At 45.3% G+C, this 16,476-nt stretch carries 12 protein-coding genes; 5 read left to right on the top strand and 7 right to left on the bottom strand.

All coding sequences use genetic code 11. From position 1 onward, the window contains the following. Positions 1-129, top strand: coding sequence for a hypothetical protein (locus CHA6605_RS36140; protein WP_269744573.1), 129 nt, complete (start codon positions 1-3; stop codon positions 127-129). 404 nt (positions 130-533) lie between these two features. Here CHA6605_RS36140 and CHA6605_RS09900 read toward each other — a convergent pair whose 3' ends face one another. Beyond that, entirely contained in the window at positions 534-4,088 is a 3,555-nt protein-coding gene (locus CHA6605_RS09900; RefSeq protein WP_198288480.1) for a hypothetical protein, read from the bottom strand. Positions 4,089-4,250: 162 nt separating this feature from the next. Here CHA6605_RS09900 and CHA6605_RS32810 point away from each other — a divergent pair. After that, positions 4,251-4,954 (top strand): IS1 family transposase gene (locus CHA6605_RS32810; protein WP_422678764.1). Its coding sequence is split into 2 segments (ribosomal slippage): positions 4,251-4,590 and positions 4,590-4,954, totalling 705 coding nucleotides; the frame shifts between segments, so codons are not numbered across the junction. Positions 4,955-5,046: 92 nt separating this feature from the next. On the opposite strand, the gene CHA6605_RS09890 is transcribed toward CHA6605_RS32810, so the two are convergent. The 3 genes from CHA6605_RS09890 to CHA6605_RS09880 form a co-directional block, all read right to left on the bottom strand. Next, positions 5,047-5,856 carry a hypothetical protein gene (locus tag CHA6605_RS09890; protein ID WP_015159326.1) on the bottom strand — a complete coding sequence of 270 codons (810 nt, stop codon included), beginning with the start codon at positions 5,854-5,856 and terminating at the stop codon, positions 5,047-5,049. 26 nt (positions 5,857-5,882) lie between these two features. Further along, positions 5,883-6,266, bottom strand: coding sequence for a hypothetical protein (locus CHA6605_RS09885; protein ID WP_157259946.1), 384 nt, complete (start codon positions 6,264-6,266; stop codon positions 5,883-5,885). Positions 6,267-6,669: 403 nt separating this feature from the next. Beyond that, a complete protein-coding gene (locus CHA6605_RS09880; protein ID WP_157259945.1) occupies positions 6,670-7,485 on the bottom strand; it encodes a tetratricopeptide repeat protein in 816 nt (271 codons plus the stop codon). 188 nt (positions 7,486-7,673) lie between these two features. On the opposite strand from CHA6605_RS09880, the gene CHA6605_RS09875 reads away from it, so the two are divergent. Next, positions 7,674-9,044, top strand: a complete 1,371-nt coding sequence (locus tag CHA6605_RS09875) for an IS4 family transposase (protein WP_015159323.1) — start codon at positions 7,674-7,676, stop codon at positions 9,042-9,044. Positions 9,045-9,224: 180 nt separating this feature from the next. On the opposite strand, the gene CHA6605_RS09870 is transcribed toward CHA6605_RS09875, so the two are convergent. Together CHA6605_RS09870 and CHA6605_RS09865 are read right to left on the bottom strand one after the other, a co-directional pair. Further along, a complete protein-coding gene (locus tag CHA6605_RS09870; RefSeq protein ID WP_015159322.1) occupies positions 9,225-10,244 on the bottom strand; it encodes a tyrosine-type recombinase/integrase in 1,020 nt (339 codons plus the stop codon). 28 nt (positions 10,245-10,272) lie between these two features. Continuing rightward, positions 10,273-13,344 carry a Tn3 family transposase gene (locus tag CHA6605_RS09865; protein ID WP_015159244.1) on the bottom strand — a complete coding sequence of 1,024 codons (3,072 nt, stop codon included), beginning with the start codon at positions 13,342-13,344 and terminating at the stop codon, positions 10,273-10,275. A 146-nt stretch (positions 13,345-13,490) separates the two neighbouring features. Between CHA6605_RS09865 and CHA6605_RS09860 the strand changes: the two genes are divergently transcribed. After that, a complete protein-coding gene (locus tag CHA6605_RS09860; protein WP_015159321.1) occupies positions 13,491-14,051 on the top strand; it encodes a recombinase family protein in 561 nt (186 codons plus the stop codon). 59 nt (positions 14,052-14,110) lie between these two features. On the opposite strand, the gene CHA6605_RS09855 is transcribed toward CHA6605_RS09860, so the two are convergent. Continuing rightward, positions 14,111-14,449 (bottom strand): hypothetical protein, encoded by a 339-nt coding sequence (locus CHA6605_RS09855; protein WP_015159320.1) that lies wholly within the window; start codon positions 14,447-14,449, stop codon positions 14,111-14,113. Positions 14,450-14,600: 151 nt separating this feature from the next. Here CHA6605_RS09855 and CHA6605_RS09850 point away from each other — a divergent pair, with 151 nt between their 5' ends. Further along, on the top strand, positions 14,601-16,469 hold the full coding sequence (locus CHA6605_RS09850; RefSeq protein WP_015159319.1) for a 3'-5' exonuclease: 1,869 nt from the start codon (positions 14,601-14,603) through the stop codon (positions 16,467-16,469). Positions 16,470-16,476: the final 7 nt, after the last annotated feature.

Below are 16,476 nucleotides of genomic sequence, written 5' to 3'. Positions count from 1 at the left end.
ATGAAAAATCTGGATTGTCGAGACGATCGCTTGAATGGCTGGCTGTCGATGCTTCTCAAACCAGTCTACCTAACTCCCGAAGCTTGCGCGCCGCAAGAGCGACGATCGACTGGTTCATCATTAAGCTAAACTGAGCAGTAATCTACCGATCTTTGCGGTGTCGATGACCTATTGGACACATAATCAGGATGGTTGTAAACTAGTGTCACCAATCGCTAAAACTGTTTCTAGGAGAGCATTTAAGCTAACACTGGTTAGAATCGATTTTTGAGCCTAATTTGACGAGAGATCGAGCTATTCAGCGATCGAATCGATCTTCTCCTTCAAAACCTTAAAAGAATTACCCAGTCTACTTTTTGAGGTTTCATATCACTAAAACCCACATTCCGCTAGTCCAAGCTTCGCAACAAAGAGGCTAAATCGCTAAAAAGGTTGCTAGCAAAGGATTATAGATCTTATTATTTTTTAGCCGATCGAACTAGCGGAATGTGGGCTAAAAACCACGTATCCTGACTATGTTCCCACGGTATATCCTAGCGACCTCGCGATGTGCGATCTATTTGCTGCGATGGTTCGTTGGCACGAATGCTCATCGAGTCGAGCCGTTGCTTATCCTCCATTGACACCGATACCGCAGAATTCTGATATTCATCGGGCAATCGCTCCACCGTCGAATAACCTTGCATCCAAGGCTCGTTCGAGTATGCCGTCTTGAGTTGCGTACCCAAATCCATCAGGTATTGAGTATCTGGAGCATTGACTTTCACCGCTGCTTTGTACCACTTCACCACATCGGCTCTGGTGGGATAATAAGACGGTGACGGACGATCGCGCATTGAGTCTAGGCGTTGCTTATCTGTCATCGACATCGATACTGTGGCACTGTGGTAATCATCAGGTAAAGTCTCCACTGGCGATCGATCTTGCATGAATAGCTCATCCATGTAAGCTGTCTTGAGTTGTTGCCCGATCTGGATTAAATATTGAGTGTCATCCGCATTGTTAGTTGCGACTGCGGCTTTGTACCAACCAACAATTTCCGCCCGATTTGGCAGATATCGCTCTGGAGGAGAAGATTCGGGTCGATGTAATGGGGGTAAATTAGAATTAGTTTCGCGTGGTAGTACGATCGGCTCACCGCTTAAAATATCACTCACTGACTGATGAGCGACAAATTCCCGTACATGTACCTCGATTTGATGGGTGTGGAGCGTCCGCTCAAAGCTACCCTCATTCGCTATGGGGATAGTGTCAGTGCCATCGCGAGCCTTCGGTACGAGCGTTCCGAGTACTGTCGTGCTGTCTCCATGAATGGCTCTCACCTCAACGCCACGATCTCGCACTTCAAAAGCGAATGTAGCACTCGTCGGCTCGATTAAACCGACATGGGCGAGTTCGGCAGTGGGAACCACCTTACGTTTCTCGCCTCCCACCACAATATCGATATCGCGTACTTTCCGAGTCACTGTCCCCGCAATAATGCTTCCTGGCGGCGGTGGCGGCGCACTTTTGAGGATACCACCCAGCTCGACCGTGGAGCCATCGGGGAGAATTGCTGAAACCATCGGGATCGCTCCAGCTCCTTCCTTTTTGATGAGGTTATCAATCCTGAGATCGAGCGTGGTATTAGAGTCAGCAAGGATGCCGCCATACTCGGTAACGTGACCTAAATCCAACGTGCGCTTGACACCCAAGTAAGCCCCCAAGCGATCGGGTAAGATCTTAGTGGCGATCGACATCCCCGCGCTACTGTTACGGACGCGGCGGTCGGTCGATTGATTGCCGTACCAAATGGCAGATAGAGCCGCATCCTCGCGCTCTGGGGGGATAGCTGCTTTTAAGTTCGCGAGTACCTGCGTCATCACGGCTTTATGACGGTCGGTATCGTTAATCATCATGCGGGGTGGATGTAGTTCGACTCTTCCTTGGAGCTTCACCGAGCCGCGCTGCTCCATAGCTGCATCTAATTTTGCTATCTCGAAGTTACCTTGCTCTAGCATCTCATAAGTTGTAGAGCCGAGAATGGCGATTTTATTATCTTGGGCATCAATGAGATTTACCAGATAAGGATCTGCCCCAGCGGTCGGAGTTGCCCTAACGGTCGGGTTTGCCTCGATCGAGAATTGATAAACCCGACTTGGTTCTAACTCCCAGACGCGATTTTTATTAACAGTATTCTTATTTTGGGCTTGAATCGTCCGATGAACCTCGAACGTTTTCCCACTGTTGGCAGAGGTAATTGTTAAGGTGGGCTGTTTATCTTCAAATCGTCGTTCGTTTTGTCGGGCAGCGGCAACACTGAGGTTATCTCGTGCCGCCCGATATTGGCTTACATAACCATCCACTAAGGCTGACTCTTGAGAATCATGAGTTAACGGTACGATTTGACGAAAGGCAGCATTGAGGTCTTCTCTACCGATCTTAATATCCCGCTGGGCTTGCAGAACGCTCTCAAAAATGTCATTAACCGCCCGGACATGGTCGCCAATCGGTTCGTAGGTATTTGCAGGTAAAACCGTACTCAAACCTTGTGAATGGGATTTGTCCGTACTGTAGACCCAATCGGCTTTTAACTCCGATCTAACTTCATTCTTTTGGTAACACAGAGCTTGTCCGAACTTAAATAAATCCTCATTGATTCCGTTACTGCTTTTAAGTGAATCGACGGCGACCTGAAGTTGACTGGCAACAGGGTATTCAGCATAATCTTTGAGGATTGTGGCAACTTGGGCAAGTCCAGTCGTGGCAATCTCGATCTGAGGTTGGGAGGTGATTCGCTCTAGCGGGGAAATCGAGCGATTTATTGCTGTGACCCGATCGATTCTAGCCTGAAGATCTAAGGCGGGAAGCCCTGCGTTAATTAAGACATCATTGCTGGGAATAGCCTTTAGTTTCTCGAACGCCGTCCCAATTTTGTGAAGTAAAGCGGCTTTTTCATTAGCTGGTATATTCATCGCATTGGCAGCCAACATTTGCAGGTTCATCCCCAAATTTGCCACCTTGGAAATGGGGTTGGCAGCAACTTTAGTCCAGGCGGTAAAAATCGCCTCAGAAATTGGTTGATTTTGGGATCTTTCCCAACGATGCGGCTTTTTTGTAGCTTTCTTAATCTGTTGGGGTCGATGTTCCAAACTAGTCGCGACCGCTAATTCATTAACCGATAAAGGGAATGTGCCACGCTCAAAATCCGTACCCAACTCAATCGATTGCGCCATCGCAGCATGAAAAGCTTCATAACGCCTAGATGGAGAATGGTAAGCAGATACCACCTCTCGCATTTGACCGATGAACGCAGGGGGATCTTTAGCGACGTAGCCGACAAACTGACCGAATCTATCGCCGTCAAAGTCGGAGATGGCTATTTCTTTTGCAGTCCAGGGGTTTACATAAACCACTCCCCGCTTATCGAAAGATTCGGGGTCTACGTCTTTAAAATCGAGGTTATTGATGCCAAAGGCAAAAGCAGACACGTTGGGCACTGGAGAGCGATAAAAAGCCACTACCGCCCCATGTGGAAGCTGGCGGTTGCAGATTTCCCAGACATCCAATTTGCCATGATGTTGAGCCACAGCAGAGGGAACTTCGACCCCGCTAGTCGCTGCATCGATCCAGCTCGTCCGCAGGGCTTCGGTCAATCGCCGCTGGATCGTCGGCATTTGGGTGAGTTCGCCATTGACATCGAGGGCTAATAAGTCGGCAAGGGCATCTTTTTGTTTGACTTGTCCGCTAACTTCGCCATTGTCATCGATGACGATCGCCAAATTAGATTTCTTGCGGCGGTCATCCGCGATATACTTTTGACCGAGCAAATATGGATCGACGGCAATTTCTGTCAGTTGACCCGCTTTAGCTAACGCCAGCGGGTTTAGTTCTCGCTCGGTGGCAGAGGGGATACAGATTTTTACCTGCATCCCTATCGATTGTTCGCCCCAGGCGGCGACTTCTTTACGCCCGATCCACAGAGTCGAGCCTTTGTTCAGCTCCAAAATACCGACAGTATCGAGATCTACGCCATTACCTTTGATGCAATTCTTACTAACGATCGCGGCGACACCCAGGCGTTCGCACCACGAACTTGTCTTCATCATCCCCTTAAACATCCCAGGGGTATCGGTTATCGCCGCTCTAAACTGGATGACACTCTCGTCTGCGGCTCGATCTAACAGTTTATTTGGCGTTGCTGAATTGATGTATGATATAACGATCGAGTGTAAAGTTGACTAAAAACAATGAACAGTAAATTAGAGTCGATCGAATGTCCAGAGTGTAAGTCAACTCGTGTTAATAAAAATGGGCATAAAGCAGGCAAACAGAATCATATCTGTGTTGATTGCGGCAGACAATTCATAGATTGTTATCAAACTGATCAAGGTTATGGAGAAGAAATTAAAAAAGAATGTCTCCTCATGTATGTAAATGGGATGGGTTTCAGAGCAATTGAGCGAATTAAGGGAGTACATCATACAAGTATTATTAATTGGGTTAAGCAAGTCGGTGAATTACTCCCAAATGCTTATGCACCAGAAATAATTCCACAAGTAGGAGAGCTGGATGAACTAGAAACATTTGTTGGCTCAAAAAAAACAAAATCTGGCTCTGGACGGCAGTAAATCACTTTCACCCAGGAATTTTAGGATGGGTACTGGGCGACCACAGTGCAAAAACTTTTCAGCCATTATGGGAACTAGTCAGTAGCTGGAAATGCTACTTTTACATCACGGATGGATGGCCAGTCTACCCGATATTTATTCCAGATGGAGACCAGATTATTTGTAAAACTTATATGACTAGAGTAGAGGGAGAAAATACAAGGCTTAGACACTATTTAGCCAGACTTCATCGCAAGACGCTTTGCTATTCTAAGTCGAAAGAAATGCTGGCACATTCAGTTAGATTACTAATTCACTATCTCAAGTTCTGGGATGTTCCCATCCCATATTCAGCTAACTATTAAATGTAGCTAAAGATTTCATCCTATTTTGAATATTTTTTTGGTCTCGAAGCTTGCGCGCCGCCTAAGCGGCGGTCGCCATATCATACATCAATTCAGCAACGCCGTTTATTTATCGTTCTGGCAGTATCTAAGTGAACGTGGGATGTGCCGATTCTGCCGTTGGCGCGATATTCGGCAGCGATGAGGGCGACTAGTTCATCCTCAACTTTATCGCCCGTAACTTCATCCAGCCATTCGCCCACTACCCCCAATTCTTCGTTCAAATCGCGGTCTGTGCGAGCGATCCCCCGCCGAATTATGGTGTGGACTTCTTTTTCTAACAGCAGCTCCCGCATCAATCCAGTGGGCAAGAGCATCGTCCCATCGCCCATCTTAGAGAGCAGATCGCTCAAGTCTCTAACTGGCTTGCCATCTCGATCGATTATCGGTTCGCTACCGACCGATTGAGCCTCATCATCGACAATTAAGATCGAACGTCCATTACCACCTTTGACAATCGCGTCCTTGTAGCAGTCAGAAATGGGCAAGGAACCGTAGGCAACGGCATAGTGGGCACTTTTATCACCCAGTTCGTAGAGGGGTGGCTCTCGCTCGTTACCGATGAGAATTGCCTGGGCGGTCGCCGCGTCGGTAAAATAAGCAGAAACATATTTACCGCTGGTACCACCCGTGAAGACAACGTGCTTACCTTGCTTGAGCAGGCGTTCGTTGTCCGATGGGTTGATACCTTCATAGAAATCGGCGGTGTAGAGCGGAGCGCGTTCTAATTTCCTGGTTTTAAGCCAGTGTTGTAGATACGCAATGTCCACCGCCTTATAGCTTTGAGTTTGAGCGTCACTGACCGGATCGTATTGGAGAATCGGTCTACCTGTCTTGATGTCAAACTCAGCAAACTTTAGCATGAGCGATTACCAACTAGTCGAGGTTGTCAAAGAGCATTAGGGTTGTGCGCGAGGTCAGGCAGTCCTTGTTCTATTCGCTCTTTTGCGCGTCGATCTGCTCTCCGACCTGCTTGGAGGCTAACTTGCACGCTAATCCGATCTTCGTACCGAGCTTCTGTTTCCCCGTCCTCGTAACTTACCGTCCTTCTCAGTTCTGCTTCAATTTCCCGATTGTCACTACGACACAGACGCGCCTCTTCAAGTTCTGCTTCAGTTGGCTCATAGTCGTCACCATAGTCGAGAAACTCGACCGACATCTGCCCACTAGCGAGTAGATCGCCAATGTCATCACAGCCATACTGTGAAAAACCAGGGGGATCGAACTCCCAGTCCAGCCATTCTTGACGCGCGACAACCATACTTTCTTTCAATCTCAATCTTTATTCGTACCATGTTAGCAACTCCAATCGCAGATGAGAGCGGGGATCGACCTTAGAAGTTTTAATTGCTGAAAAAGGCACGGTTAGAAATGGTTTTAAGTTAGAAGACAGTTCCAAGTAATTACTTGGAACTGTCTTCTAACTGTCAATTGTTGCTATGTAAGAGTTTTAGCCTTTAATAGCAAGATCGAACCTGATGTTATTTACGAGAGAGTGTTTGCTCAAAGCCATGCTGGACAAAGCTTTGAGTGCAATTATGAGTTCCAAGTAATTACTTGGAACTGAAAGCAGAGATCGTCCGCTCCGATTTGTCGTTTTTGAAAATTATCGATCGCAAAGAGCGAGTGCGGCAATCGTCGCCATTTCATCCGCTACGCGAACGTCTCCTGCGATATTACGAAGGATCTGCCGCAATCTGGGGATCGATGTCGCGTGCGCGTGCAAAGTCGCTCGCGGCATCAAGCAGATCGTCGAGAAAATCCCGCTTGAGCAAACCGCGCACGAAATAAGCAGCAGCCAGATTGGGATCGAGATCGATCGCTTTGTCGTAATCGGCCAATGCCCCGATCGGATCGCCCAGTTCTCTATGCTTGAGCGTACCGCGATTGTAGAAAGCCTCCGATTGAGTAGGATCGAGATCGATCGCTTTGTCGTAATCGGCGAGGGCACCCTCAATATCCATCAGCTTGACATTTTTTAGCAGTCCGCGACAGTTATAGGCCGCAGCGAAAGTAGGGTCGATCGAGATTGCCAAATCGTAATCCGCTAGAGCATATTCAACATCACCCAGCTCGCCGTATTTAATCAAACCGCGAGTGGTATAGACCGAAGCATCGCGAGGATCGAGGAGGATCGCCAAATTGAGATCCGCTAAGGCACCCTGAATATCGTCCAACTGCTGATACCTAAGTAGGCCCCGATTGGCATAAGCAACAGCATAATCGGGATCGCGATCGATGGCCGAGTCAAAATCAGCGATCGCGCCTTGAATATCTCCCAAGCGGGCATACTTAAACGAACCGCGATAGTTATAGGCTAAAGCATAGTTAGGAGCAAGTTCGACGGCAAGATCGTAAGCAACTAGAGCACTAGAATAGTTTCCAGTTTGGGATTGTCGATTACCGATGGCAATGTAGCGATCTGGAGTAATAACATCATCATCTCGTTTGGACGATTTTCCCAAGGAACCGCGATGCGAACGCTTTGGCATAGTATGACGTGAAAATAGTGTAAATCCAAAAACTCTAGAGAGATCGGGTAGTTCGCTTGTCTGTGTTTGGCTAAACCACCCACACACCATTCGTGACAAGTTAAGAAAATTAGGGATTTGTCAAGGGGATAAAGAAAAGGTGTAAAACTTAGGCTAGGCAACAGATTGAGAAAAGGGGGGAGCATCGAATGAGCCGCCGCAAGACAAATCGCGACCATGCCAAGAAACAAAACCAACCAGCCGTAGAAGATGAGATCGTAGCAGCGCAACTAGAGCAATTACTGACCCCAGCAATCTTCGCCCAATCGAATTACTATCGCCAACTAGGATTGAGAAATCGAATCTTAAATCTACCATTGATGCTAGCAGCGGTACTGACATTACTATGGCGAAACGTGCCAGGAGTAAGAGAACTGACCAGAATGCTGGAGCGAGAAGGATGCTTGTGGTGTCAGCCAGTGAAGGTAAGTAACCAAGCAATGTCCGAAAGATTTTTGACATTTCCTGCCGAAATATTCGAGCGAGTATTCAAAGAAATGTTAGGAGAATTTAGAGAAAAATGGCATAGTAGAAAACAAAGAGAGTTACCACAGAGTATTGAATTTACCAGAGGAAAATTCGATAGAATTTGGGCATGTGATGGATCGACAATGGAAGGGATATTTAAAAAATTAGATAGTTTAGCAGATGTCCCAATCGGGCAATTAGCCGGAAAGATGGGTGTGGTCATCGATTTAATTACTAGACTGCCAGTAGAGATCTGGTTTCTAGAAAATGCAAAAGCATCAGACACTAAATTAGAGGTAGATATTCTTAATTTAGCAACATCAGGAACTCTATTACTGTTAGATCGAGGATTCTATCACTTTAAATTTTGGCAGCAGTTAATCGAACAGAAAGTACATTTTATCACTAGACTCAAAAAGGGTGCTGCCTTAAAAGTCGAACAAGTATTCACAAATAGCTACAGCATTCGTGACCGAGTGGTGAGAATGGGTGCAGGCAAAGACAAAATGCCTTATGTCACGTTAAGGTTGGTGGAAATCAAATCGGGTAAAACGTGGCATTCATATCTGACAAGTGTCCTCGATCCACTAATTTTACCACCTTATGTAGTAGCTGATTTATATGGTAGAAGATGGCGAATTGAAGAGGCATTCAATACTGTCAAAAGATTGTTAGGGTTAAGTTACATCTGGACGGGTTCAATTAATGGTATTAAATTACAGCTATGGGGAACTTGGTTATTTTATGCTGTATTAGTTGATTTGGGTGATGCGATAGCTGATGAATTAGCATTACCTTTTGACCGGATTTCTTTAGAGATGGTATATCGTGGTTTATATCATTTTTATGTCGCACATCACAAAGGTTTAACCATTGACCCGATTCAATATTTTGCTGCCCCTGAGAATCAAGATCTTGGTGTTGTCAAAACTATCCGCAAGCCCAATGTTAAGTTGATTATTGCCCCTTTTCCTGAACACAGGCATCCTGACGACCCGTTTTTCTTCCAACCAGCGTCTAAAACTCTCTTGACAGTTAGCTTACAGGCTTAACTTGTCACGAATGCCCACACACAAGTGACGTTATTCTACAATAGTCTTTGCCGTTCCGAGCGTTCCAAACTATTGGCAATTGTTTTCAAGAGCGCACTCCCTAAACAATGGCTCTAAATCCCTACTAACAAATAGTCACAGTGATGCTCGTTCGGATAGTTTTAGTTCGTCTGAGGCTTTTTAATCGGGAGTAAGTTTAATCCCTAAATTCAAAGCCGGATTATTCAACCACCTGTCGCCGACATGGGTATAGATCGCCGTCGTCCGAGGGTCGGCATGTCCCAGTAAATCCTGAACCTGCCGCAACGAGGCACCGCTTTGAATCGCTAAGGTTCCTGCTGTATGCCGCAATGAGTGAGCCGATAAAGTTCGACCCTCGCCATACTTGAGATCGAGGGCATTGAGATAACCATCGACGATCTTTCTCACCCCCCGCCGCGACAACCGAAAATCTTGCTCGCTTGCCTTTAAATTGCGAGGACGATAGTAAAGGTTGATAAATAGCGGTGTCATCCCCGCAATACTATACCCTGCCTTTCTTCTAGAGAGTAAATACCGATCGAGTAAATCCACCAATTCGGGAATTAACGGCACGATCCGCTGCTGTTGTTTGCTAGTAACCGTAATCCCCACACCCATCACCCCGCGCACGATGTCTTTGACGTTAGCTCGATGGACTTCCATCGTCCGCGCGCCCTCTAAAGTCATAATTCCCAACAACAGTTGGTCGCGCAACGTCTTGAGCGATGCAGGCTTATTTAGGGGAGCCTGGAGGAAGGCTTGGGCTTCATCAGCAGTTAAATAAGTAATCCGTTCGGCAGGATCGCTGCGCTGTTTGGGCGGTTTAACTCCCCAGACGGGGTTAGAAATTAGCAATCCATACTCCATCGCCGCATCGTACATCCGACTGATGGCGACTAGTTTGAGACTGATGGTGGTAGGTTTATACTTCTTTTGAACGAGATGGTGACGATAGATCTTAATCTGATCTCTGGTTACAGTTAGGGGCTGAAGCTGATTTGTCTGGCACCAGAGCAGATAATAGCGGACTTCACACCAATAAGTGCGGATCGTTTCGGCACTAGCTCCGCCAGCACCAACATCGAATTGAAGGAAATTGGTAAACGCGGCAATTAATTCATCGGCATTGAGATTAAAGGGGGTTGCCGATGGGAGGTTTGAAACTGGGGTTTTTTGTATAAACCCTCGAAAAGGGGGATTCTGGAAATTAACGAGACGGGGCTTGGGTTAGCTGCTCAACGATCGCATCGAGATCGATCGAATCAGCAAACTTGCGAAACTCATAACGACCATACAAATTAATGTGCTGCCAAGCAACAGGAGAAATCTGTCTCAAGTCTTCAACCCCTTGAAGATCTCCAAGCTGCTCTCGATGTTCGAGAACACTAGACAAAATCCTGGCATTGTAATAAAGAATGCAATTAGCAATCAAACGTCCGCACTCGCTCCATAGTTGTTGCTCTAACTCAGACTTAAAGCGGAGCTTCCCAAAATTAGCATGTGAGATAGCTCGGCGTAACTGATGATAACTTTCGCCTCGATTCAATGCCCGCTGAACATTTTGACGCAACGGTAAAGAGTCAATATAATCAAGCAAATATAAACTTTTTAAAATATTGTCATATTCCCACAAAGCCCGTCTAGTCTTATTCTTCCGCGCATAAGCACTGAGTTTACCTACAATTATGCTTTGAGTAGTTTCCTTCACTGCTAGTGAAACCATAATGCGTTGAATATTCTCCCATTCCTCCACAATTAATTCAGTATTAATTTTACGAATTGGCTTGATGACGCAATCCTTATCATAGTTACTGGGATGTTGAAATCCGTATAGAGATTTGCTAACCTTGTCATATATATCTTTATAGCGAGGAGCAAATTGATAACCAAACGAATGCAGTACCGCAAAATTAATCTCATTCGTACCGTGAGTATCAGTGGAATGGATATTCGGCTGAATATCAGTCGTATTGTTAAATAAGATATCAAACACAAAGTGGCTCTCATGCTCATTAGCCCCAATAATCCTGGCATTAACCGGAATATGATTAGCAACGAGCGTGTACGAGACAACACCCTTATTCAGTCCAAAATACTTAGGAGAGTGACGTGAATTAATTGTATTAATTCGAGCTTCAAATTTCTGTCCGTCACTACTAGAATGAAGGAGATTCCCGATATCATAATGATGAAATATCGATAACTCAGCAATCGCATTACTAATCAGGTCGTTTGCATCTTTGAGCGTTTCTAATCGAATAAAATTCTCCGAGGTAGTGCTAAGAAGTTGATAGCTAATATCAGAGATTTGACCCATCCTACCCATACCCATATTATTACCCCAAGCAATCAAACAAGCAATAATCACATGCTCATCCACAGCTTGTCGATGATAACGACCTAATACATGCTCGAAAGCTTTGATAAAATGGCAATGTCGATCTACAAAGTGAAGAATACTCGCAATATCAACTTGTTTTAAACTATCAAAGAGCGGTGCATTGATGAGATCGATACCTTGAGGATATAAGAGATTCCAACTAACTTTATTGCGACGCTTCTTAATCTGAAAGTGTTCGTTCTCTCCGTCAGCAATGCGACGATTAACTTCACCAATCCGCTTTTCAAGATTTTGCTCAAGTAGGGCTAAATGTTCGATAATTGGCTGGGCTAAAATAGTGAGATTATTGCTAATCATTAATTCCTGCTTGTCTTGCCAGCGCAGATCGTCAATTAAGTCATCCTCAAGACTCCGAAAATGAATACTGTTTCGACAAGAGATATCACCCGATTCTAATCCGTTACGGAGTAGTCGATAGATTAAAAATTCATAGCGATCGGGAATTAACTGCTGTTCTTGTTCGCGGTCGCTCGTGTAGAGATAACTTGTAACAGAAGCTGGGACACACTCGACTGGAAATAAGTCACTCTGGAATTCCTTGAGTGGCTTACCCTTCTTAAATGCTACTCTCAAGAAATCGATCGCTTCGATTAATGTATCCTGAGCTAGTGTTGTGGTAAACTCAACTGTTAATATTATCTGTCGCAAGTGCAACTTAAACTGATGAGCTAATTTATCAATGTGTTCCCATTGAAAGGCAGTTTCATCAAAACTGACTATCTTCGCCATTCGATCGGCAACAACCATCAACTTTGGACGTGGTAGAATCCCAAAGATCTTAGATTGAACCGTCTTAAAAGGTGTATTTGCTTCAATACTTTCATCTGTTAACAGTTTGAGCACCTGCCCTGCTTTTTGAAAATTCTCATTAATCTCAAGATGACATTCATATAAACGTTCTTTGGCAACACTTTTAGCTTCATCATTATAATGCCTCACTCTAGAGATTAAACAGTTAATTAAATTGTCCGAGCGTTGCTGATATCGATGATGAGCAAAACAGATAATATAAATATATGCTGTCCATTTGTTCAGTTGTTTCAATCTGGCAACAGAGTAATAACCGACTAACGCAGCATAATATTTAATACTCTCATTAGAGATCTCCATCTCTGGCAATAAGCTTTCAGCGATCGTGTAGAGTAAATATAATCGCTCGCCTCTTTGAATCTCATACTTAGTTTCTTTGAGACTAAAATTTCTCGGCTCTTGTTTGAGGTGTGTAATTTCGTATAAGCCGGGTGATTCTTCTAATAGTTTTTCAAAGGCTTCTAGCTCAGATGCTTGCAACCGATCGCTTACAATTTTTATTAATCTATTGTGCTCGTTAGTCAAAGCTTGACTAACGATGTCTTGCATTAAGGTATAACCTGGAACCGCAATCTTTCGATCTGTGAGATAATTGACAAGTTCGCGAAACACATAAACAGGTTTACTGTAAACCTTTGCCGATTGTTGTGCTTTCTGTTCGAGTTCTTGACGTTCTTCTTTCCCACATAGATGATAGCGATGGAGTTCGAGGATTAACCGCTGTTGTTTGAGCCGCGTCTGTTTGTCAATTACTTTGATTCCACCGAGCTGTTTGGAATTAAAATATTGTTCGATAATATATTGAAAATCGTTTTTAACCTCATCAAATGTAAATATGAAGAATAGATGCTTTGCTCTGAAGTATCCTAATTGAAGAATGAAATATACTTGAGATTTAATTGAGCCAAATACTTCAAGAATCTCTAAATCCGATTGTGATAGTGTGAAGTATTCAATTTGTTCTTCACGGTTAAATTTAGGTCGAGCGTAAATACTCTCAATTTCATCAGTAGCCAGAATCTTCAACCGCTTGTCCTTGCGGGTGATTTCAGTACCTCGATCTTTCATTTTGGCTACTCATTATTCAATTTTATGAGTCTCAGAAAGTACACTTTCTGGGACGTTCTTTAATTATGTCTCTTTCCATGTCTCAAAATACCTTTCTCTTATCCTTTAAGGCATAATGAGACGTAAATACATCTACAGGTGTTTGTATGGCTTTGGTTGGGTACGCAAGAGTTAGCTCGTCTGGGCAGAGTCTTGACGTTCAGTTACAGAAACTCAAACATTGCGACAAGATCTATCAAGAAACACAAAGTGGTACTAACCATCAGCGTTCTCAGCTTGCTGCTTGTTTGGAATATGTCCGAGACGGCGATACGTTGATTGTGTCGCGGTTAGATCGGTTAGCTCGCTCTACTCTTCACCTTTGCACGATCGCTGATGCACTCCAGCGCAAAAATGTCGCTTTGCAGGTTCTCGACCAAAATATTGATACTTCTGATGCTACGGGTCGTCTACTTTTTAATATGCTGGCGGCGATCGCTGAATTTGAAACTGAACTCCGCTCTGAGCGTCAGCTAGATGGCATTAATAAGGCAAAAGAGTTGGGTGTCAAGTTTGGGAGGAGTAAACGATTATCTCCCCAACAGGTGGTGGAGCTTCAGCTTCAACGCCAACAGGGTGTTCTGATTAAAATCTTGATGAAAGACTTCGATCTTTCTAAGGCGAGTGTCTATCGTTATCTTGGAAAATCTAGTTCGGAAGTACCATAAAACTCAGAATCCCCCTTTTCGAGGGTTTATACAAAAAACCCCTACGAAGGCGATCGAATCTACCAGCTCAGTAAATCCCGATCGACCTCCCGATATAGATCGCTACAAATCCGCTCGAAAAAAGGTCTCCACTCTTGACTAGCCGTGGTGCGATCGATCGTCTCGACAATACCTACCCTATGACAGCGGTAGAATTTAGAGCTTGTGGGCAGAACGATCTCGATTAATACGATCCGAGTCTCGATCGCGCCTTCGGGATTGATGTCCCTTCTGATGCCAAATGCGCGTGATGGTGGCAAATAAGTAATAACGATGACATCCCGATAGTAGCGGGGATTGCTCTTAAACTCTGTTAGATACCTTGTTTTGTTGCGCTGCCCGAACATCGAGGCTTGCATATCGCCTTACGACGATCGCTAACTGAATTGCTCTCATCAGTTTAGAAGGGATTAGGATGGCTGAGATCGGCTAAAGATCTGAACTTTGTGTCATTTCAGGTATATCTGGGAAAGCTAATAAGTAGCTAAAATTTCAACCCCCAGCTCAAACATGGCAAAACTCATCCCGACTTTCAATAGCTGCGCTTCCGATATGACAGGCGGAGAAAAGCGGCTGGGGCAAAGCTTAGAAGATAATTTAGAGGATGACTATACCATTTGGTATGACGTACCCGTTGGTAAGAAAAACCTCCGCCCCGATTTTACACTCCTCCATCCCCAGCGAGGATTGCTGGTGTTGGAAGTCAAGGACTGGAAAATCGGTACGATTCAGGATGCTAATCGGAAATCCTTCACGATCGTTACCAATGATGGGGTCAAATCGGTTATTAATCCTCTCGAACAGGCTCGAAAATATGTCTTGGCAATCAAACAGTTGCTCTGCCAGGATCGAGATTTAGTGCAACCTGATGGTCTGTACGCAGGGCAGCTAATCTGTCCCTACGGGTATGGATTAGTGCTGGCAAATATTACCCGCAAAGCGTTCGTTCAAAGCGAATTAGACTCGATCCTCGACGAGTACTTGGTCATTTGTCAGGATGAAATCAAGCCCAAAGATTCGGTCGAGTTACAAGAAAAATTGTGGGGGATGTACCCTTACACCTTCGAGTGGGCGGTCACGCCTCAACAAGTCGATCGGATTCGGTGGCTGATGTTCCCCGAATGTCGCTTACCTTCAAAACAGCTCGCGTTATTCCTCGCCGAACATCCAATCGCCGACCCCGACCCCGATGTTGAGCTAGACATTCCCGTTGCTCCTAGAGAAATTCCCTCTGACCTAATCCAAATCTTCGACCTCCAGCAAGAGACATTAGCGCGGAGCCTGGGCGATGGACATCGAGTAATTCATGGGGTAGCAGGATCTGGAAAGACGATGATTTTGCTGTACCGTTGCAACTATCTAGCGTCACTCGCTCCCGAACGCCCAATTCTGATAGTTTGCTATAACGTTGCGCTAGCCTCCAGACTCAGAGAAGCGATTGCCTCATCAAACCTCGATGGATTAGTCCACGTTCGCCATTTTCATGGTTGGTGTACAGACCAACTCCGCCGCCACCGCGTACCGTTCCCAACACAATCGGATAATTACATTGCCGACCTCGAACGCACGGTCAGAGAAGCGATCGCGGATGGTCGAATTCCCGCTGGACAATACAGTAGCATCCTGATCGATGAGGGACACGACTTCGAGCCAGAGTGGTTTACTATGCTCGTCCATGTCCTCGACGAGCAAAATTCACTGTTACTGCTCTACGATGACGCTCAAAACTTATATGGTGGGCAGCAAAAACGTAAAAAGTTCTCATTCAAAAGCGTCGGTATTGAAGCACGGGGGCGGACATCCATCCTTAAAACAAACTACCGCAACACGATCGAAGTACTAAACCTAGCCTATGAGTTCGCTAAGGACATCATGCAGCCTATCAATGCTAGCGACGACGAGCAGCCATTGGTTCAACCTTTGAGCGCGGGACGACGAGGCATTCCCCCTCAACTAACTCGCTGTGACAGCTTTCAAGCAGAAGTCAAATTGGCGATCGCCACAGTCAAGCAGTTTCAGACCGAAGGTGTGCCTCTAAATGAAATTGGTATTTTCCACGGATTGAGATTCATAGGAGAGCAAATTTATACTCAATTTCAAGCTGCCGATCTCCCAATTGAATGGCTGAATAAAGACTCAGACAGTCGCTTTTATAAACCCAAGGTCGAAAGCGTCAAACTGATGACGCTACACTCCTGCAAGGGCTTAGAGTTTGCCAATGTCATCATTCCAGGGTTGGGTTATCTACCACGCCAAAACAGCATCCCAGCGGATGATGCGCGACTACTGTATGTTGCCATGACTCGATCGACTCACCGCTTGATGATGAGTTACGATCGGGAGTCGGATTTTGTGGAACGGTTGCGATCGTTGGTGTAGCCACGCT

Origin of the sequence: Chamaesiphon minutus PCC 6605 (assembly GCF_000317145.1) — a bacterium.
GTDB lineage: Bacteria > Cyanobacteriota > Cyanobacteriia > Cyanobacteriales > Chamaesiphonaceae > Chamaesiphon > Chamaesiphon minutus.
Note: the sequence above shows the minus strand (reverse complement) of the source record. Positions and strands in the feature narration are given on the sequence as shown.